Source organism: Flavobacterium sp. UBA2787, from assembly GCA_002352205.1.
Taxonomy (GTDB): domain Bacteria; phylum Bacteroidota; class Bacteroidia; order Flavobacteriales; family Flavobacteriaceae; genus Flavobacterium.
This window is the reverse complement of the sequence record DEHZ01000010.1, coordinates 309842-330948: the sequence shown is the minus strand read 5'-3', so window position 1 is coordinate 330948 and position 21107 is coordinate 309842. Positions and strand designations below refer to the sequence as shown.

The window sequence follows — 21107 nt, the reverse complement described above, 5'->3', positions numbered from 1 at the left end:
GAATAAATTTACTGTGCAAATTTAGGGTGGTATATTTTGCACATTTTTTTTATTATATTTTACTGGGATTTTTGATAACGGAAATGTGCAAGGTTAGAGTAAACTCTATTTCTGCACAATCCTATCATAAAGAAATCTCTTTATTAATAACTTCTGGCTTTATGTTTTTGGTTGATTCAATATTTACCCTTAATTTTGCAAAGTAATTCTTACTAATGGATTTGATGGTGGAATTTTTCAGGATTTCGATTTCTTTGCGTGGGTTGGCTATTCTAATCCGATATTATTTGGATAATCTTTTTTTAAAAACAACGTAATAAATTGAATTAATCTTTACACCTTGGTGTAAAGTTTGTGCTTACTTTCCTTCCCAATAATTTCTTAAAATAGTATAATTTCCCTTGCGACCACTAATAAACAGAATATTAACTAGCTGATTATCATATTATTAAGCAGTTTATTTTAAAGTAGGAAAAATATTAATCGTTGTTAAAAACTATCCCCGATTGTGAATAAGTTTGACTTTCATTTACCAATATGAATTGCAATCTTTGTAGTTGAAATTAAAAGACCAGCGGTCACTGGTCTTTTGAGATTGTTATTAGAACCTCCGATTAGGATTCTAAATGTTTTTAGGTCTTTGACTTTCTTGATAAATTAACAAATATGCTGGACATATTTATAACCTCTAAATTACAAAAACAATGATTAATGATTTAGATTGTCCCCCAGATGGATACACATACATTTTCAGAAAATGTATTCATCGTAATGGAAAGAGAATCTGCAAAAAAGTCGGCTGTTTCAGATTTCTAGTAAAAATCTAATGACGACGTAATTTTCTCAAACTTGTTTTAAGGACTTCAATTTTGAAGTCGCTTACTGAACTTTAAATGAAGCCCTATAATCGGATAGGGCTTTCATTATTTTTATACTTATTGTACCCTACAAAAATAGGAGTATTATATAAATTTCAGTACTATTTTGGTGCCAAATTATCAACACAAATCCTAATTTATATTCATTCTAAATTACTTTATAAGTACTTAATCTTATTATACTTACACTGAATAAATTTATGAATTCACGAATGTTTTGCACAAAAATGAACGTATTCTAAACACTTTTTTTTATATTTTTAATATATATTAATTTGTATTAACATTATATTTTAATATACCAAGATTATATTGAAATGTAAGAATTTAGGAATGTTTTAGATTATCAACTTTTCCATATTATAGATAATTTGTTCAATTCTTTTTGGTGATAATTCAAATGTATCTGCTAGTATAAGATGTTTAACTTCTTTTGTAACACCATCATCATTCATTGCTACATAAGTTTCATATATTTCTATGTCTCGGTTTACTTGATAAGATAAGATTCCGTTCTTGATGAATTGAAATATGATGTTTGTATTGTTTTTTAATAGTTTATATCTATTCATTTAGTTGGTGTTTGATAATCTTGTTATTTTGAATGGTACAAATTCTTTAAGTACTTTGGTTTGGTTTCCCATTGTTGTTTTTGGTGCAAGCTTTTTGATTGTGGTGTAATACGTATCAAAATCTAATCTTACTGTCATATACTTATTATCGGTAAAAAAGAAGAAAAGGAAAGGGATGTGATTGGTTTCTTTTGCAATCCTAAGAATATTATCAACCTTATCTTTTTCAATGTATGTTGTTGTGTACATATCGCTGGTGATATTTCTATTCTTAACTTCAAATACGATTTCTTTTCTGGTTCTGGTGGTTGCTGTATAGTACCCTTCTTCCCTATCATATCCTTTGGCTGGTGTGAATATGTAACTATCAACACCGTTATCAATAAACAATTGGGTCATCAACATTCTTTCTGTATCGCTGGCTTTGTGAAAATCATCCATCATCATTAATTCAATTTAAGTTTAAGTTTGCTTATTGCATTCCTTTTAACTTGAATCACATACTGTCTTGAAATCTTCATCAGCTTTGCAATATCAATTGATTTCATTGGTTGGGGTCTGTCAATTCCAAAGTACAATGTGATTACCTTTTGTTCATTTTCGGTTAGCTTATCCATTTCATTTTTGATTTTCTGGATAAGGTCATCTTTGGTTTCTTCATTTGAATCATCTTCAATATTTTCATTTTCATCAAAGGATTCCATTATCATTTTTGATTTGAAATAGAAATCAATTTGTGGCTTTGGTATGTTAAGTTCTTCTAATTGGTATCTTTCAATTTCACTTTCTGATTCTTGGTTGATGGTTTGGATTAATCTAATTAGTTTTTCATTTTCCTTTACACTTCCAACTGGTAATTTGATTGTATTCATTATTTTAATAATGGCTTCAGATATATTCTTTTTAACCCATATCGACAAGAAGTAAGTGAACTTGATATTTAGATTTGGGTTGAAATTTTCCACGGCATTTTTAACTGCTAGTGTTCCTTCTGCAATTAAATCATCTTCATCAATTAGTTCAATGTTGTTGATATAGTTAGAATATTTCTTTACAAAAAAGATGATAAGCTTTAGATTGGATTCAATAATGGTTGATAGTTTGTTTGTATCACCAGCTTTGTATTGTTCAATCAGTTCCAAGATTTCATCTTCTGGAAGTACTTTTAATTTACTGACTTCATTATAAAGTGTTTTGTTCATTCTGGTTCATATCTACATCTTTGTTATCATCCTGATTGGAATCTTTCTTTTTGTTTTTTATTTGGTGCATTTTGATAAGCAGTTCATTCAAAAGTTCATCCAAGTGTTTTTTCTTTTTCTTCATTGTTAAATTCATTTACTAATAAATATCTGGGGTTTTTGAAAAGTTCGGATTTCATCAAAAAAAATGTGAATCTTTTTTTGATTCACATTTCTTGATTTAGAAATTGGCATAAGATTCATAAACCTTAACCCTATTATCTACTGAATTTATTTCTTGTACACTTACAACTGGTGCTGGCAAATTTGCATTGGCTTGTGCCATTAGATTAGCCATTTCAATTGTATCTAGTTTAACACCGCCTTGTGTACCTAAGTTGGTATTACCACCAACAAAACCACCACCAGCAAAACTTGGTACACCAATCGATTTAAAGAAGTTAACACCACCCGCACGCCTTTGTTGTTCCGAATTAAGTATAACTTCACCTTGTTTAACATACGCTAGTGTATCATCACCATTTGATAATGGTACAGATAGGTTTGCACCGTTATCAATGACCCCACTACCCAATGAAGGTACTTGACCACCATCAGCATAAGATGGTACTTTGGTTGATGTGATTTTCTTAACCGCTCCAAGTCCACTTGCAAGTACAACACCAGTTGATATTACCTTAGCAATTGTTGCATAAGGTTCTGGTAATGCTGAATCACTAGCCCAAACTTGGGTTATACCTTCGTATGTATTCATTGTAGCTTGTGCAATACCAGCTGCTTTACCAGCAGCCGTTTGTTCACCAAGTAGTTTTGCCACATCACCAAAGGTTTGTGAAGCTTGTTGACGTTTTGCAGATTCTTTTGCTTCAAATATTTTGGTTTGAACCAATGCATATTTTTGTTCAATAAGTGAAGTATCAGCACCAGTTTTTTCAGCATTCTTTATTTCTTGTTCATACTTGATTCTTTCACGTTCCAATTCCAAATCAAAATCATTGGTGAATTTTTCTTCATCCAAGATTCTTTGGTTTTCCAAATCAATTACTTCCTGTTCTTTCTTGGCTTCATCCCTTATTTTTTGGGCTTCTTCATCTCTAATTCTTTGTGCTTCTTTAACAGCTGTAATTGCATCTTGATATTGTTGTTCATTGATTATACCTTGTTCAAGTCTCAAAGCTTGAAACTCACTTTCTTTGATTGCTAATTCATTGCTTTCATCCAATTTGGCTTGTAGCTTTTCTTGGGTAAAGAATGTATCATCAGCTTTTCTTTGTTCAAGATTTGCTTTGTAGATGTCCAATTCTCTTTGTGCATTTTGAACGGTGGCATCAACTTGTTTTAATGCAAACTCATTGGTGATTCTAAGCTTTTCAGCTTCATACGCTGTTTTAGATATTTTGCCAGCATCAAATTCTTTCTTTAAAACTGCCAGCCTTTTCTTTGAAAGTTCTTCTTCAAATTTCAATTCATCTTCAAGTGCTTTTTTCTTGATACCTTGTGATTGAATGTATAATTCAATTTCATCTTTGCTTTTTTGAATAGCATCATCCAATGCTTTTTGTCTAAGTTCTTTTGCTTTGTCGTTTGCTTCTTTTTGAAGTGAAGTTCTGTTTACAAGTTGTTCAGATTCTTGACCAGTAATTCTTTCTTGAATATCTGCAATTTGTGTAAGGGCTTCGGCTTGTGCATCCAATGTAGCTTTGGTTGAACCTTCTGCTTTTATTCTAAGGTTAGCCACGTTTAAAGCCGTTTGTGCAATTGCCAATTCATCTTTCAATTGATTTTTTAAAACAACACCCAATTCATCATTTGCTTTGATACGTTCCGCAATTGTTTTATTTTCATCATCCCTAATTTGTCTTAGCTTTTCAGCATCCTTTTGATATTCCAATTGGGTAATTCTGGATTTTCTTTGTGCTTCTTCCAATTCAATTTCAGCTTTTGCCAAATCTTGTGCATCCTTAACCCCAGCTTTGATTTCATTGGTGAACCCTTTAACAGATTCACTAGCTTTATCAAATCCAAGAAATGCTAATCCATCTGCAAGTAACCCCATTGTTTTTTCAGCAACTGCACCAGCCAATTCAAATCCCATTACGATACCATCAATCAAATATTTACCAAGTGGTTCAAGGGCTTTAAGTACTGTGTTAATAATTCCTGTTACTGTTGCAAATGAAACCCTAAGTTTATTGGTAGCTTCTTCACTTCTATTCATTGCATTTTTGATAAGAGCAAAAGCACCAACAAGTAAAGCCAGTACAGCACCAATTGGTGTTGCAATAAATGCTAGTGATGCTTTGGTTACACCAGCCAAACCAGTTGTCATTCCTTTTGCTGATGTGGTAAGAAGATTACCAGCACCACCAGCTTCTTTGCTTCTTTCAATGAAACCACTTATCCCACCGTTTAATGGGTTGATGTTTGAAAGTGCATCTTGAATTTGATTTGAGTAATCACCAATTGAAATCTTTTGTTGTTCATAAGCTGAAACAGATTCTTTTATCTTGGCATTGTTTTCATCCAATTTGGCATTCAATGCATTCAAAGCGGTTACACCTTCTGCTGTTGAAAGATTAACTTGGTTTCTAAGTGCTAGTAATTGGGTGTTGTTGTTTCTTAGTTCTTCAACCGTATTGTTTTCTTTTGCGATTGCAGATGCAATTGCTTCTGTGGCATTTGCAAATGAATTGTTTGCGGTTGTTAATTGAGAAACCAGATTTTTTTGCTGGGTGTAAGCTGTACCCAATCTTTTAAGTTCAACTTCATTTTTAACAAATGAATCTGATGTACTTTTATTATCGGCTGTCAATTGCTTTTGAGCCGTTTTAAGTTTATCAATTTCTGCTTTTGTTTGAGCAAGCTTTGCAATTAAAGCTTGGGTGTTTATGTCCAATTGTAGGACTTCAACTTTTTCTGCCATTCTATTCCATAGTATTATTTTTAAATGTTATTCATCATCACCACCATAATAGGTTGGGAAGAAATCAACTTTGATTAATTCAACTTTAGTGATTGTATTTTTTTGGTAGCCATTGATTTTATTTACAATGAAGTAAGCACCCAATTGTTCAACATAGTACAGTTTCCTGAAATCAAAATTTGCCACATCAATAGGTTTCAAATAAAAGTTTGCTGTAATTACTTTACACTTATTCAGAATCTTTGATAAATCAGAATAATAGTTTGTTACGATTTCAGTAAATGAAAGTCTATCAAATGATTCAACTGGTGCTGTTGTTATTGTTGTGGTTGCTCCAAGTGTTTCACTTCCCAATAATAGGGGTGCGAAAATGATTTGTTTTTTCTTTAAGAAATAGAATCGTTTATCTAGTGATTTGTATTTGATTTCCTGTTGACCATCATCCTTTTCAGTTACTTCTTTATTCCAAAGCTTGTAAGTGTTTTGGGCTATATCAATTGGAAGTGTGAATGATGGTTCAAATTCTGGGGCGTAAATACTTGATTTAATTACATCTTTTGTTTCTGCAATGTTTACGTTTTCCACATTGAAAGAACCATCCTTATGTGTATTTTCAGAATCATTGTATTTGTATCTGAAAAAATTGGTTTGTGCATAGTTGGAATAAATATACTTTTCACTATCAACCCCAATGAAATGTTTTAGAACTTGGTTATCAATTTCAGGATAGTTAACTCTTTCTGACAAGGTCAAAAATTGATAGTCATTGATTACTTTATCTTTAAATATTGTAAGTCCGAACCTCCAAACTATTTCATTGATAAAATCTTTAATCTTGAAATCTTTTAACTCATTTGTGAATGAAATATCAAATCCATCAATTTGAAAAATTTTTATTTTAATTGGTGCTGATGATGATTCTTGAACGTATCTTAAATTTTTACCGTCGTTTCTTCTAAGTATCAAACAAAATGATTCACCAGCTAAACAGTTAAAGTTGATGGTACTATCTAAATCGTAAAATGTTGAATAATCACCACCAATATTTTCTTTTATAAGTTGTACTGGTGTTACTTCATTTGCTGTTAATCCAATGCTATTTTTAGCAAGCCATAAATCACAACGAATACCAGCCAAGCTTCCATCATTACCAGTAGGTGAAATCCTTCCAGTTATTTCAATTTTATATGTTCCTTCATTGGTTGGTGTGAAATGTCTGGATGATGTAATTGTACCCAAGTCATTAAGGATATTACCTTGTTCAAAAAAATACAATGAAGTAATACCAGCAAACGTATCAACGAATGATTCAAATCTGGTTGTTTCGGAATCATACTTTAAAGTTGAATTACCTTCAGATAAAACACCTTTTGGAAATGTCATCCAAAGATTTGTGAAATCTTCATTCTCAAAAATATCCCCTGAATAAGTTGAATTGTATTTATCAAAGATTTTATCCCAAAGGAATGGAACATTAACACTTGGAATCAAATAATCTGTATTGATTGTTGTTCCAGAACTTTCATTCAAATATGTTGCTTTCCCATTATAATCAGCAAGTATATAAGTGTATGGTGTATCACCAGACCAACTATTTGTGATTGTGGGTAAGTCCTTTTGATGATTTAGTTCAGTTAAATCAATATCTTCAAATGTTCTGTTTTCAATTGCCTTGTAAAAATCAATCAACCCATCATAAACATTCACTTTGTAATCATCAGATGTTTCATTGATTACCGCCCAACCCTCAAAAATCAAACAATCATTATCAATAAAGTAGTTAACCGTATTTTTTTGGTACGGTACATTACTATTATTTCCAACCACTCCCAAGTAATCAAAGATTTTGATGTTGTTTGGGGTCTTTGGGATGTCGATTGTTCTGGTAAAGTGGGCTTGTCTATTATCTACACTCGCAATATCATTTACTTGCCTAGTTAGACTTATTTTTGAATTTGGTGATAGTTCGACAAGTTGACCATTAATGTATAATCTTTCTTCATTCATTAATAGGTTATGGTGTTAATAGCTGGCTTTTCAATCACAATTGAAAGCTTATTTTGTGAATCTCGATTCTCATAATTGTATGTACCATCTGCTAAACCAACACCAATGAAATTGAATTCATTCTGTTGGATAAATGGTACTTCATTTATGTACATTTCGACGTGAGGTGATTTAACTAAATCAAGTAAGTATTCCTTTTCTTTGGTTTCATATCTGGTTGTTAACTGAATGGTTTCTGATGCCGTTTTACCTAAGCTTTCTGATGTGCTGGTAATGTTTTGTAAATTATCCCACTTGCCATTGATAACACCAATCTCTTTTGTTTTTATTGAGTTCTTGTTATTCTTATCGAATAACCAATAAGAGTAACCACCAGATTGTGAATACCATTTAATATAAACACCACACTTAGATTCAACCTTTTTGATATTGATATTGGCAATGAAAGAATCATTGACCCATAATTCCAACTTGTTCAAATTAGATGAAAGAATCATCACATCATCAAATGTTACATTGTTTGCACCATCAGATAGGAAAATCCTTTTAACCTCTGATGTACTTGCTGTAAATGCGTTTGAAAACATCAAAGTGTTTGAATTTCTAAATTGAAATGTATCACCTGACATTATACCTTGTACGGAAAAATCAAATGGATAACCTTCAAAATAAGTTACATCAAAATCAATATTGTTTTTAGTTGGAAGAAGTACCCTAACATTGTTTGTATTTGAATAATACTTTTGATTGTAGAATGGTAATTGTTCAACCGATTTCAAGAATTTATACTTTGCAATGGTTGCACTTCCAATTTCATCATTGTATGTTAATATTTGTGGTTCAATTATCAATTCAAGATTATCATCATAAATAAAGTTACCACCAGATAAATCTGGAAGTATTGAATCTTTGAATCCATTTGGATTAATCAATGTGGTCACAATGTCCTTAAAGTTGAACTTGAAAGTATTATCAAATGGATAAACGGAAAAGGTATGACCACCAACAATAACATCAGATTTGGTTGTACCAGTTAAAACCGATTGATATTTGATGATTGAATTGTTGTAAGCTGGATTTGATATTGAATTCAAATCTTCCAAGAAAATAATTCCATTTTCAAATCCATTTGAAAATTCAATCAATATGTAGTCTGGTTCATCTTCAACTTCATCAATGGTTATTGTTTCAATTGTGCTGTTATAATTGTATTTTAAAACAACAGAATCATCTTCAATTACATATTCAATATCTGAATTGATATTGAAAGAATTAAGGTTGGAATAAGTGTTTGATATTGTATTTGCTGATGTTGCTCCAATTAGAATTTCATCATCATCCAAATCACCACCACCAAATATTGAAGTGAATGAACCACCTATAATAATATCATCACTAGATGTTACTGATATTGTATTCACCGTGTTATTAATTATTGTAGTATTCTTTACAACTCCATCACTATCCAACACTATTAATCTATTGGATTCAATTAAATTATAATTCAAGAAACGACCACCAATAAATATATCACCAGTATCACCAAAAGCAATTGAATTTGTTTCATCATCAAATCCACTTCCAAAAAAAACATCAGTATTAACTGTTCCATTGGTATTTAATGAAATTATTCTATTTGTGTTGTTACCGTTAAAGCTTGTATAATTTCCAGTTACATATATTTTATCATCATTTGGATTAATCTTAACCCTTGTAACTGTTCCATTAAAACCAGTTCCAAGATTGGTTAAGAAAGTATTATCAATACCACCAGTTGAATTTAATTTTACAACTCTTCTTATATTGGTAAAGTTTCCATTATAAACAGTAAACTCACCACCAATTAAATAACTGTTATCTGGATTTACACAAATTGAATTAACGATATTACCGAAACCAGTACCAACATTAAATGTATTATCAATTGTACCATTTGAATTAAGTCTAACTATTCTATTTCTACTATTGTTGTTGAAATTTGTAAATCCACCACCAACTAATATTTTCCCATTACCATCAACAGCAACTGAAAATACTGAATTGTTGAATCCTTTATTGCTAGCAGCACTCATTATATTGTTGTTGAAAGTGGTATCATTTGTTCCATCAGCATTTAATCTAACCAAACGATTAACATTTGCACCGTTAAAATTTGTAAATGAACCACCCAATAGAATTTTTCCATCAGATTGAACAGCAACACATAGAACAGCCAAATTAGCACCACCACCAAAAACTGTATTGATAGTTCCGTTTGATTGTAATCTTACTGCTCTGTTTACACCAAAAACACCGTATGTTGTGAAGTTACCAACAACAATGATATTACCATCATCTTGTACAGCTGTATCGAAAACAGTACCATTGAATGAACTGAAAAAAGAGTTATCCAAACCTAAATTTGGATTCAATTTTGCAATTCGATTTACAACAGCTAATGTTGAAAATTTATAAGTTTTATCAACCACATCACCACCAGAATTGAAAGTGATTGGAATATCATTTTTTAGTAATTTGAATTTGAAATTATGTTCATCAATTGGATTTTGAAGAAATTTAATTTTTACTGTTGCAATCATTTATCATTGACCATTTTCTTTATCGTTATTTTAACCTCATTTATAAATGCACTTACATTTATTGATTGGATTTTATCAAATATTTCTTGAATTCTTTGAGGTGTTATTACCATATCATAAATATGAAGATGGTTTTCTTTGTTAGTTCCTTCCCTTGCAATCTTTCTGGCAATCAAATAAGCCAATGATGAAATTTTTAGTTTGGATTCAATAGGGCTAATCCCTTTGGCAATTATCCAATCTTCAATTGCTTTTATTGGTGGTTGTTTCCCAGCCCTTCTTCCAGCCAAATAAACATAACCAGATAGTGTTGCTGAATTGGATTCATACTTTAATTCCAAACCGTTTTCAAATTCACCAGTTGTTCTTTTATTGGAAGCATTATAAACAGCTATTATATCAGCTTTAAGGGCTTCCATTTCCAGTTTGATTATCTTATCATTTTCTTCTGAATTCATTAATAAGATTCATTTACAGAATATGTTATTAATACACCATCAACATTGTAATCAAAAAGATTAATCACTTCCATTGATTTGAAATTCAAGATTTCAAAATCTTCACAAACCATTGCATTTTTTAGGATTTCACCAGCTTTTTGAATTAGTGGTTGGATATGGTTTTCATATTTATCAAGATAGGTTTCATCCAAATCTGAACTAACCAAAATCATAAGCTTTCCTGAAAAGGTTTTTTGTTCATTTCCAGAATCGGAAAACTTTGATGATATTTCAATTGGTTCAGCAAACAGATAGATTTTATCAGTTTCCATATCATCATTTAGGTTCAGATAATCTTTTCTTCCATAGTCAAAAATCCAATCGTTATCTTGTGCTAGTTCTTTTAAAAATTCATACATTATTGTTTAAGTTGTTTTCTTTTCAATTCAGCTATTTCCGACTGAATTTTATTCTTAACCATATCCATTTTTAACTTGGTAAATACGGTTGTATAGGGTAACTTTTGGATTGCATCCCATTTGGTTACATCATCATTGGCAAGTGAATTGATTGTGTTTAACACTCCGAACCTTGCCATTCTTTCTTTGGCTTGTACCATTTCTTGATGTATGTCAACTATTCCATCTTCATCATCAATTAATTCATTCACTTCCCAATTGCTTATTTCAAGTAATTCTTGTTTGATAAAAGAAAAGATTCCATAAAATTGAATGATTCCAAGATTCAATATTTGCTTTTCATTTAATTCACTTACCATTTTAAAAATCTCAATAAGACTGTTTAGTTCAGGTTCATTTATAAGGTTTCTGATTAGTGTTACATCACCAAATGATAAATCCTTTACCGATTTAATTTTCAATCTTTTTGGCTTTCTATTCCACCATTTAGATGTTGGATTTTTAATTTCTTTTAGTGGATTCAAATTTTCAAGAAGCACCAAATAATTCAGGATTTCATCAACATCTGATAACCTCAAAAAATCTTTTAATTTGTAATTGATTATCTTTTCCATCTAAGGGTAAAATGATTTGCTTTTTTATTAAATTTCATCATATAGAAATATCTACAACTGTCTAATCCGTGATTGTAGTCATCAATTGGGATTGATAATACTTTACCATCTTTATCAGTAGCCCAAACATAGTTTTGAAGTTCTTTGATTAAATTGATACTTCTTTTGGTTACTTTGAATGGTTGTTCTTGGATAAGCTGAATTCCATAGTTTATTGAATCCCTTCCTTTTTCAACTGGCAAAACCGATATTCCAAAATATCTTAGTTCTGCAATCGTTTTTGGTTCTGCTGAATCAGCATATATTAAACCATTTATTGCATTGCTTTGTTTGATTTTGCTGGCAATTTGAGAATTGAATAATCCAGTTTCATATATAACTTCATCCCAAATAATTTCACCATTATATCTATATATTGATATTAAACTGGTTGGGTCAACAGTAAACCCAAAATCCATCCCAGAACCCAATAATTGTGCATTGGCTGGTAGTTCATCAATGATTGTCCAATCTTTATAAACTGCTCCAGTTTGAATTCCTAATTGACCCAAACCCATTACTTTCCAACGGTTAGCCCAATATTCAGATGTTTCACCTTTCTTTTCCCAGCTTTCAATTTCACTTTTGATTTTGGAATCCAAGAACTCATTATCTTGAAAAGTTAGAATCACAAAATCAACATTATCATTACCGATTAATTCAGTATGTGCATAGAACGGTGCAGTTGGGTTAAAGTCAATGAACGTGAACTTTTTGGTTCTTACATTTAATTCTTGGAATGCTTCAAAGCTTATGTTGTTTGCCTCATTTACAAACAGAATATCCCTTCTTGAACCTCTTAATTTTGAATGGTCTTCAGCTGAAAAGAATTCAAAAGTTGAATCATTTAGTTTATAGGTTCTATCTGTTTTGTTGTGGTTGTTTTCATCATACAAATCCATTGATTTGAGTATGTGAAAGAAATCTTTTTCAGCACCTCTTTTTAACACTGGTAAACTACTTGCAACAATTGATATTAATAGTTCACGTTTAAGTGAATAATAGATTAGATATTGAAGGATGGAATATGTTTTACCAGCTGATGTTCCACCTTGTACAACCCTTATTGGTTTGTTCAATCCAGCTATCTTGTTGAATGCTGTACTTGGTGTAATGGTCATTAAAAATCATAATTTTCATCTTTGTTATCATCTGAAGAAATTGGTATTCTAATTGGTTTGATTTCTTCAAAATCTATGTTTATGATATTGTCAATCAGTTTGGCTTGTTCATCTGTTGATGCTGTGATTTGGATAATTGCAGATTGTTCATTTCTGTTGATATTTTCAGAAATTCTTTTAAGATTCCATTCAGCAAATTTTCTTTCCATTATCCAAGCGTACCTTTGCCAATTCTTATCATCATCAATCATTTTCTTTGATAGAAATTGTTTTTGTTTGATAAGGGCGTGGTGTACTAATTCAATAAATTTTTCACCAGCAACATCATCTTTATGATGTTTACCAGCTTTCCATTTTTCAAAGGTTGATTTGCAAATTCTATCTGCTTCATCAAGATTTTTATTAACTAAAAAAACAAGGTCGCTGTCAGATAAGAAAAGGATGTTTTCATTGTTCAAAACATTTTCCAATTCTTTTATCCAGTTATCTTGTTTAAAGGGTCTTCCTAATTTTTTCATACTTTAATTATACTTTGCAAATGGCTTTTTGTAAAGTATTAGCATAAAAAAAGACCAATTTATTCTTGGTCTTCTTCAACTGTTTTTTCAATTTTCCTATTTAGTCTTAACCAAAGCATTTCAACCCCTGTAAGTCCACCGTACCCTAACATAAAAGCCAGTCCATAATGTGCATTTTCAGAAAAGTTAATCCATTCAGCAACCATTGGTGTTAAATAATTTGCTGTAAAACCACCACCAAAGATTGATAGGAATCTTTGCCACCATTTGAGTTTGCTTTTTTTGTGAAGTGATGTTAAACCACCAGCTAAACCAGCGATAAAAATCGCAGTCTTGATGCCTAATGCATCTAAAAATTGTAATAAAAGGGTTAATATTGTCATTGGATTTGTTTTCATTTTTTAATCAATAAAACTGTTTATTGTTATTATAAAAAGTGGGATAGTATCACCACAATTATTGCTGGGATTACAGCTTTTAGAACATCTTGATATTTGAAATCAGTTCCTTTAAATGCTTTCATTAGCCATTTCCAGAAAATTGATAAACCACCAACAACAAAGACTGTTAAGAATAGTTGAATAGCAAAAGAAATTCCATAGAATGTGAGTGTAAGAAGATAACCGAACCCAACACCAAATATGATGTGAAGGATGGTTTTAAAATGTTTGTTATTTAGTATTTTGTTCATATTTAAGTTTATAGTTGAATTGCATTAGCATTTATAAAAATTTGGTCAATTTGGTTTTCTGTCAAGTTCAAAACTTGACCAATAAACATTACAGTTTGACTATTACGGTCAACCGTATATCCATACTCCCAGATGAAATTTACCCTTGTTTTAATTGGTTCTTCCAATGAATTCATTGCTATTATAACAGCATCATATAAATCCAATTCGTGTAAAATTATTTTAACTCTCCATAATGGCACTTCAACTGGTACTTCGAATTTTTCAACATAAGTTTCAACCCAAACATTATTTAATATTCTAGGTTTAATTAAATTATTTGGTAAATCAATCGTTGTATTGAATAACCAATTTTCAGGTAGTTCTTCTGACTTTATACCCAAGTAAAAGCCATTTATATCTATTTTATAATACATATTAAAAAGTTTTGGTTCTTGCTAATTCTAATGTTGTCATTTTACAAGAAAAATCGGTTGATGTTAATTGTGCTGTTATACTTATATAAAAATTATTTGATGGGTTACAACTTACATCACTTGCGGGATTACCACTTGTAATATCCGTGGTGGTAGTAGTTGCTGGTGCAAAAGCTCTTAGTGTTGAAGATGAATTAAAATATATATTTTGTCTTTCAAAAGCTGTGTATCTACTGTTATTTGCACCAATAACACAAGTTGCAAGTAAATTATCACTTGTATCTCCATTTACACCTACTCGAACTCTGTAAGTTGCATTTGAAACTGTTCCATCTTTTTCAGCTCCTATTCTAAATTTGAAAAAATCACCTACTGAAAAAGTACCACCAGAAATTAAAAATGAATATAGAACTGTTTCACTTGTTGCACTTGAAGAAATACCAATACCAGAACTATTTGATTTTGATATTATTACTGTTGACGAATTAAGCTTATCAGCTTTCAAATCCAATTCTGTTTTAACAGCTTGTACCGATGGATAAAGTGTATCATCAACTATGGAAAAATCAACTGCTTTATTGTTTACATCTTCTGGTGTAAATCCCAATGCATTTTCAGCACCAATTTCATCTGGTGTTGGATAAGTCATTACAGGATTTAAAGGGTCTGTATTATCCACACCATCACCAGATAAAGATTCTAAACCACCACCAATATCATCCAATGTTGCTAGTGTACCAGTTTTATCAGGAAACGTTAATACGTTTGATGAAGTTGGATTTTCAAATACTAAATCAGTTATTCCAGTTTCACCAAGAAATTGAATATTGTTATAGTGCAGATACAAAGTTTCGTTGGTTGAAGCATCAACTAATCTTATTTCATCACCACCAAATACTGCTGTTTTGTTGAATCCATCTGATAAAATAATGTTACTACCTGTTGCAAAATCACCAGTATTTAATACTTGTTGTAATGTTGGTGTAATTGTGTTTGCTGAAACCCATTGACGAGTTGCAATAATTCCACTTTCATTTGGAATGAATAATTCTCTTGATGCGGTTAATAAATCTGATTTTATACTAAAATAAACGTTATCTGAATTTCTTCCAACTGCTAAAGCTCCAACACCACCATCACAAATAAATTGATAAAATGAACCTGAATCTTGAACATAAAAAGCACCAGTATTAAAATTAATATTTGCATAACCTGATGCCCCTAAATCTTTAATATAAAGTGAATTGATGTAAGCATCTTCATTTGAAATATTACCGTTTATTAAAACTGAATCTAAAGTTGGATTTAAAAGTGTATCTAAACCATTTATGTCTTCAATTTCGTGGGTATGTGGTGATGGGTTAAATTCTGATGGAATCCCAGCCAAATCATTATAGTTTCCAGAAAATGAATTTTCTGCTGTTTGCTTAACAAAAAGGATTGGTGATAACGCATTCATCAAATCGGTTTGATTGCCAAATACTTCACCATTTACTGAAATATTAGAATAGTGGGTTGAACCCATTAACTGATATTTACTATCATAAGCGTTTATGATGGTAATTGAAGCTGAACCCGCTTTCAATGGGATAAAGTTTCTAACCAATCTAACCCCATTAAATGTAAATAAATTGCTACTGAATGTATTGATTAATACCATTAAAACGTTCTGAATTTGTATCTTCTATTGGTTGAAGAAGTGCAATTGTTATTTTTCCAGTTTGTGAAGGATTCAGAATTCAAATACATTTCAATGATTTCCCATTTTGCTGAAGCATATTGGAATTGTTGTGTACTCATATCTTTCAATGAATTTCTTTCTACTGGTTGGCTGTCATTATGTACTTTGGTTACTGAACCAAACGGTGTAAAATTGATGTTGCTTTGAATGACAAACTTTGCCATTACATAATCAGCTAAAAGTGATTTTAACCCTTCTTGATGGTAGTTTATGCCGTTTGATGTAAATGAACCACCCGACAATAAAACTTGGTAATCTGGATTATCTAAATTGTTTAATACATCAAAATAGAAATCATTTCCCAGTACTTCTTTCAATTCAGTAATTTGGGCTTCATCAATGATTTGATTTATCTTATCTTCATCAACTTTATTTTTCCCAACATCTTTAAAAGATTTGAATTCATTAACCGATATTATTTTCACTTGATACTTCTTTTTCTAGGATTGGAATGATATTCCAATTATTTTCTGGGTTTAGGGGTTTGTGGAATCTTGAAAAGATTTGTTGAAATGCATCAACAATTATTTCACGTTCTTCTTCCCTATTTTCCCAAAGGGTTTTCTTAGCTTCTTTTAATAGTTCACCAGAATTTCCAAATACTGAATCTGAATCTTGGTTCACTAAAATTGATGGAACTCCAAAGGCTTTTAAGATGTTTTTTTCAGCACTTAATTCATCAACTTGAAATGTTTTGGAATCAATATTTGATTCCAAATTTTGGATAAATATTTCTTTGCTTAAATCATCCGTTTCACCAGTTGCTTCCAACATTAAAATTCCTGATGTACCACGTAAATCAGTTAGTGTTTCTTGAAATTCATCTGCTTCTTCTTCACCACCTTGAAATGGTTTGGTTACTATAATTTTATTACCAGCAAATCCTTTTCTAAGTGAATCATTTCTAAATTCTTGTGCTTTAAATTCTGAATCCGCATCTGCTAAAACAGAATCAACATCCGAAAGTGAATACAATTCTGAAAAATCTGAATTGATATGTAAGATTTGACCTTTGTACTTTGACCAAACACCACCACAAGCATCAACTTGTGCTTGGATAATTTCAGGGTTTGGGTTGAATCTATCAATTACATCATAATCATTCTTTGAATGTTTCTTTGATTTTGAACCATCCCAATTATTGTAAACCTTGTATTTACCGTTGTAGTTATTTGAATCAGTTTTTGCAATTCTCACATCCGTTGCTGGCAGTAATTGTACTGATGTAACTTCAAATAATGAATTGTAATTGATGTGAAGAAATACGTTATTGTAATATGCAAATTCTTGATTAACCATTCTTAAAAGCTGATTAATTGTTAACCCTCTTTTGTTTACGATTAAATCGCTTTTGTTTGTAATATCCTTTGCAAATTCAAAGCCTTTTCCCGTTGCATACTTTGCATTTAGCGAAACACATTGCTTTGCTGTTGGTGATGAATTGATGATTGATTTAACAAGTGAAGGATAACAATTATCATCACCCCAATTCCAAATTCCATCAACTTCATTAAATTTTATTTTTAGTCTGTTATCGACATCGATAAGCTTTATTCTCATTTTGTGTTTTCATCAACTTCACGTTATTTTATTAGTTCTTTCCAATTTTCTGGGAAATCGGAAAAAAGTGAAATTCTATTTGGATTTACCTTTAAAAATTCAATACAAATTTCATCAGCACAATTAAGTTGTGAGATAAATTTACCCTCACCAAAATTGATTTGAAGAACTCCTATGTTGTCTCTTAATTTGAAGTTGCCGTTGGATTTCATTTCTAATTTTTCTAATCCATCAACTGATAATTTTTGATGATAAGTTGGAAATTTATCTTTGCAACTTGAACATACTTTAACCCCATAGATGAATTTGTAGAATTCAGTTAATTCCTTCTTTAAATCCTTATCTTTTGATAATACTTCAAAGGGTAATTCCAGTAAATATTTTAATCTTTCTTTGTCCATAATTTTTTTAAATAAAAAAGGTAGATAGTTGATACCATCTACCTTTAATTATACTTTATAATTGGTCTTTTGTAAACTATTTATGAAGCAAATAATGCATCAAATTTTGTTTTAGTTGTGGTGTAATCTGTTTCCAAATACACTTTGTAAGGATATGATTCACCAAAGCCTTCAACACTTGAAAGTGTGAACACATAAGAACCATCATTTTCAATTGATGAAAATGTACCTTCAGATTTTTTAAGACCCGATTCAAGTCCGAAAATCTTATAAGCGTCTTTCTGGTCAACCCCTTTGAATTTAGTTTCAACTACTACTAGGAATTCACCTTCACCTAATTCTTTGATGATTTCAGCATCAGATGCTGATTGACCAAAAACACGGCAAATAAATGAATGGTTGTAAGTGTCTAATCCATCATTTACGCTGTATGCTGATGCTGTATTACCTAATTGTTTTACCCAATTGATTGAATACCCAGTTGCACCTGACATTAAACTAAGATTGGTAACGGTTGCACCGCTTTCTGTAATAGCTGTAAAATCTAAATCACTACGATTTATGATTACTGCTTTTGTTTCTAATCCTGTTTTAGCTCTTAATGCTGGTGTACAAGAATCATAGGTGATATTTTGAGTTAATTTTTTTAAACAATCTGACATTGTATTTAAATCTGACATTGTATTTAATATGTTAATCTATATGTTATTTAAAATCTTGGGTGCTTATTACCAGCACCCAAAACTTGTATTTTTTAGTATGCTACTGAAATGAAGTAAGGTTCAAGAACTTTTGCATCTAAAGAGAAAATGTTTTCTGTATAAACTTTTCTATCTGTTTTATCATACCATACATCTAATTGTTTGAATTCACCTGAATCAAGTGTACCAACTGGGATGTTGTCTTTGATTGTGTAAACAATTCTGTTTGGAAGGTTATATTTTGTACCGTTAGTTTGATAAGCTGTGATATTTCTATCCCAGAAATCAGCAACAACGATTTCTTTTCCTCTGTAAGTCATTACACCATCGTTAACAGCTAATTGACCAACAGCATTAAGACCAGCATCTTCCAATTTATCTAAGAAGTTATCATAAACAGTTTGTGTTACGATAAACATACCATCAAGATGATTTTTCAATCTTGAATCTGATTGGTTGTAAACTTTACGCATTGCAACAAGTGCTTCACCACTTGCTAATTCTTGTGCTGAAAAAGTAGTTCCAGTATTTGAAGCTATGGTTGCTCTTTTAATATCACCAGCAGTTACACCAGCGAAAATTTGTTTCCAAATACCATCAACTGAATTGAAGTAACCTAAGTTAGTACCGTTTGTGATTGTACCACCTGAAACGACATTTTGTGCATCTTTATCACCAAACCAAGTCAATCTAAGAATGGCTTCATCCAATGCTTCTAATAATCTTGATGCTAAGAATTGAATTTCTTCACTTCCTGATACATCATATTTGTTTGTTCTTTGACCAAAAGCCTTTAAAAGGGCTGGTAAGTCAGTAACACAGTAAGGGATTCTTACTTCAATTTTGTTATTTTCCCAGTATTTTTGTGTTGCCACAATACCAGCATCTGAATCTTGTGCATCACAGCTATCACCAGATGCTAAACCTTGCATTGCCATTGAACCCAATATCAAAATTTGAGTTTTCATATCGATACCTTCAACAATGGTGTGCATTTTTGAAAGTTCAGGGTTTGCGAAAGCAGTTTCAAATATTGCTTTGCTTAATTCAGTTACTTCTTTTGGTGATAACGTTACGTTATCGAAATTAAAATTTGCCATTTATTTATTTCATTAGCTTTTTTTTATTGTTATTATTTTCTCTTAATTGAGAATGTTTTTTCATTTTTGTTTACTGCTTTGATTGCAGAATTTGGATTGGTATTTTCAACCTTAAAATCACTTCCAATTTGTTTTGCAAGTGCTTTGTTTTGTGCTTCTAAATCATTTACTTTGGCTGTTAACTCTTCCAAAACCTTTAACATCATTTCAGTTGATTCATCAATTGAATCTTCATTGTTTTGTTCTTCTTGATTTAAAGCATCGGTTGGTTCATCTGTTTGTTCTGGTTCATCACCTTCAACTGGTTCATCAGTTGGAATTTCAATTTGTGTTACGATTCCATTTTCAGCAGTAATTTTTTTTCCATCTGGTAACAAGTATTCACCATTTGCATTTTGACCGTCAACCATCATTTCATCATCAATAAATGGTTCATCTGTACTTTCTAAATTTGGAAATACTAAATCGATTCCAGTTGCATCTTGGATTACCAATTCAGCTTTTACTTTTTTTCCTGTCAACACATTTAAAATGTTGTCAAGTTTGTTCATCACTTTGTTCATTAAAGTTTCTTTTTCTTTTTCATTATGTAATTTTGCTACTGCTAATTGTGCTGGTTGAAGTGATGTTGCAAAGCCTAGATTTTTTGCTTCTTCAGCATTTAAAAATGTTTCGTTTGCTAAAAGTGAATGGATTGTGTTTTCATCGATTCCAATTGATTCTGAATAAAAATTCACCAATTCATCTTCTACATTCTTTAATCCTTTTAAGTATTCTTGGATTTGTGAATGGTTTCCTTGTGCTTCCATCCAAGGCAAGTGAATCATCAAAGCATCTTGTGCATTTTCTGGAATGATTCTTTCCTCACCAGCCATAAAAATCATTGAAGCGATTGAATAGGATTTAGTAGTGAAGGTTGTAATCTTCTTATCAAGATTTTTTAAGTAATTGTAGATGTCTTTTCCATCTTGGACATAACCACCAATTGAATCTATTTTTACAAATAATTCAGTTGCAGATGGATTTTGTTTAACTTGTTTAACTACATCCAAAAGAGTAGTTTCAACACCGATTTCACCAGTTATATAAATAGTAGCTTTCATTACTTATATATATATGGTTGTATCAAAAAAAGAATCCCTAAGAATTATTAGGGATAGTGATAATTATTTATATTTGAATAAA

The 21107-nt window shown here is 31.0% G+C and carries 21 protein-coding genes; all 21 read right to left on the bottom strand.

Features of this window, described 5'->3' with window-relative positions; genetic code table 11:
- Positions 1–1450 precede the first annotated feature (1450 nt).
- The 21 genes from B4N66_RS08105 to B4N66_RS08005 all read right to left on the bottom strand — a co-directional run bounded on the left by B4N66_RS08105 (position 1451) and on the right by B4N66_RS08005 (position 21025).
- On the bottom strand, positions 1451–1897 hold the full coding sequence (locus B4N66_RS08105) for a hypothetical protein (protein ID WP_291093828.1): 447 nt from the start codon (positions 1895–1897) through the stop codon (positions 1451–1453).
- Complete coding sequence (locus B4N66_RS08100; RefSeq protein WP_291093826.1) at positions 1897–2652, bottom strand: sigma-70 family RNA polymerase sigma factor; 756 nt, start codon at positions 2650–2652, stop codon at positions 1897–1899. Before B4N66_RS08100 ends, B4N66_RS08105 begins: the two co-directional genes overlap by 1 nt.
- Positions 2633–2776 carry a hypothetical protein gene (locus B4N66_RS08095; RefSeq protein ID WP_291093824.1) on the bottom strand — a complete coding sequence of 48 codons (144 nt, stop codon included), beginning with the start codon at positions 2774–2776 and terminating at the stop codon, positions 2633–2635. The genes B4N66_RS08100 and B4N66_RS08095 overlap by 20 nt, the downstream gene beginning before the upstream one ends.
- A gap of 96 nt (positions 2777–2872) precedes the next feature.
- Positions 2873–5575 (bottom strand): hypothetical protein, encoded by a 2703-nt coding sequence (locus B4N66_RS08090; RefSeq protein ID WP_291093822.1) that lies wholly within the window; start codon positions 5573–5575, stop codon positions 2873–2875.
- 27 nt (positions 5576–5602) lie between these two features.
- Positions 5603–7582 carry a hypothetical protein gene (locus tag B4N66_RS08085; RefSeq protein WP_291093821.1) on the bottom strand — a complete coding sequence of 660 codons (1980 nt, stop codon included), beginning with the start codon at positions 7580–7582 and terminating at the stop codon, positions 5603–5605.
- Positions 7582–10161: a hypothetical protein gene (locus B4N66_RS08080; RefSeq protein ID WP_291093818.1), complete on the bottom strand. Its 2580-nt coding sequence runs from the start codon at positions 10159–10161 to the stop codon at positions 7582–7584. Before B4N66_RS08080 ends, B4N66_RS08085 begins: the two co-directional genes overlap by 1 nt.
- Positions 10158–10619 carry a hypothetical protein gene (locus B4N66_RS08075; RefSeq protein WP_291093817.1) on the bottom strand — a complete coding sequence of 154 codons (462 nt, stop codon included), beginning with the start codon at positions 10617–10619 and terminating at the stop codon, positions 10158–10160. The genes B4N66_RS08080 and B4N66_RS08075 overlap by 4 nt, the downstream gene beginning before the upstream one ends.
- A complete protein-coding gene (locus tag B4N66_RS08070; protein WP_291093814.1) occupies positions 10619–11020 on the bottom strand; it encodes a hypothetical protein in 402 nt (133 codons plus the stop codon). Before B4N66_RS08070 ends, B4N66_RS08075 begins: the two co-directional genes overlap by 1 nt.
- Positions 11020–11634 (bottom strand): hypothetical protein, encoded by a 615-nt coding sequence (locus B4N66_RS08065; protein ID WP_291093813.1) that lies wholly within the window; start codon positions 11632–11634, stop codon positions 11020–11022. The genes B4N66_RS08070 and B4N66_RS08065 overlap by 1 nt, the downstream gene beginning before the upstream one ends.
- Positions 11622–12794 (bottom strand): PBSX family phage terminase large subunit, encoded by a 1173-nt coding sequence (locus B4N66_RS08060; RefSeq protein ID WP_291093812.1) that lies wholly within the window; start codon positions 12792–12794, stop codon positions 11622–11624. The genes B4N66_RS08065 and B4N66_RS08060 overlap by 13 nt, the downstream gene beginning before the upstream one ends.
- On the bottom strand, positions 12794–13312 hold the full coding sequence (locus tag B4N66_RS08055) for a hypothetical protein (protein WP_291093811.1): 519 nt from the start codon (positions 13310–13312) through the stop codon (positions 12794–12796). Before B4N66_RS08055 ends, B4N66_RS08060 begins: the two co-directional genes overlap by 1 nt.
- A 59-nt stretch (positions 13313–13371) precedes the next feature.
- Positions 13372–13710, bottom strand: coding sequence for a phage holin family protein (locus B4N66_RS08050; RefSeq protein WP_291093809.1), 339 nt, complete (start codon positions 13708–13710; stop codon positions 13372–13374).
- 29 nt (positions 13711–13739) lie between these two features.
- Entirely contained in the window at positions 13740–14003 is a 264-nt protein-coding gene (locus tag B4N66_RS08045) for a hypothetical protein (RefSeq protein ID WP_291093807.1), read from the bottom strand.
- 8 nt (positions 14004–14011) lie between these two features.
- Positions 14012–14419, bottom strand: a complete 408-nt coding sequence (locus B4N66_RS08040; protein ID WP_291093805.1) for a hypothetical protein — start codon at positions 14417–14419, stop codon at positions 14012–14014.
- Between the two features lies 1 nt (position 14420).
- Positions 14421–16079: a hypothetical protein gene (locus B4N66_RS08035; protein WP_291093803.1), complete on the bottom strand. Its 1659-nt coding sequence runs from the start codon at positions 16077–16079 to the stop codon at positions 14421–14423.
- Entirely contained in the window at positions 16079–16585 is a 507-nt protein-coding gene (locus B4N66_RS08030) for a hypothetical protein (protein WP_291093802.1), read from the bottom strand. The genes B4N66_RS08035 and B4N66_RS08030 overlap by 1 nt, the downstream gene beginning before the upstream one ends.
- Positions 16566–17720: a hypothetical protein gene (locus B4N66_RS08025; protein WP_291093801.1), complete on the bottom strand. Its 1155-nt coding sequence runs from the start codon at positions 17718–17720 to the stop codon at positions 16566–16568. The genes B4N66_RS08030 and B4N66_RS08025 overlap by 20 nt, the downstream gene beginning before the upstream one ends.
- Positions 17721–17743: 23 nt before the next feature.
- Positions 17744–18121, bottom strand: a complete 378-nt coding sequence (locus B4N66_RS08020) for a hypothetical protein (protein ID WP_291093799.1) — start codon at positions 18119–18121, stop codon at positions 17744–17746.
- Positions 18122–18201: 80 nt separating this feature from the next.
- Positions 18202–18783: a hypothetical protein gene (locus tag B4N66_RS08015; protein ID WP_291093798.1), complete on the bottom strand. Its 582-nt coding sequence runs from the start codon at positions 18781–18783 to the stop codon at positions 18202–18204.
- A 92-nt stretch (positions 18784–18875) separates the two neighbouring features.
- Positions 18876–19922, bottom strand: a complete 1047-nt coding sequence (locus tag B4N66_RS08010; protein ID WP_291093796.1) for a hypothetical protein — start codon at positions 19920–19922, stop codon at positions 18876–18878.
- 32 nt (positions 19923–19954) lie between these two features.
- Positions 19955–21025, bottom strand: coding sequence for a Clp protease ClpP (locus B4N66_RS08005; protein ID WP_291093795.1), 1071 nt, complete (start codon positions 21023–21025; stop codon positions 19955–19957).
- Positions 21026–21107: the final 82 nt, after the last annotated feature.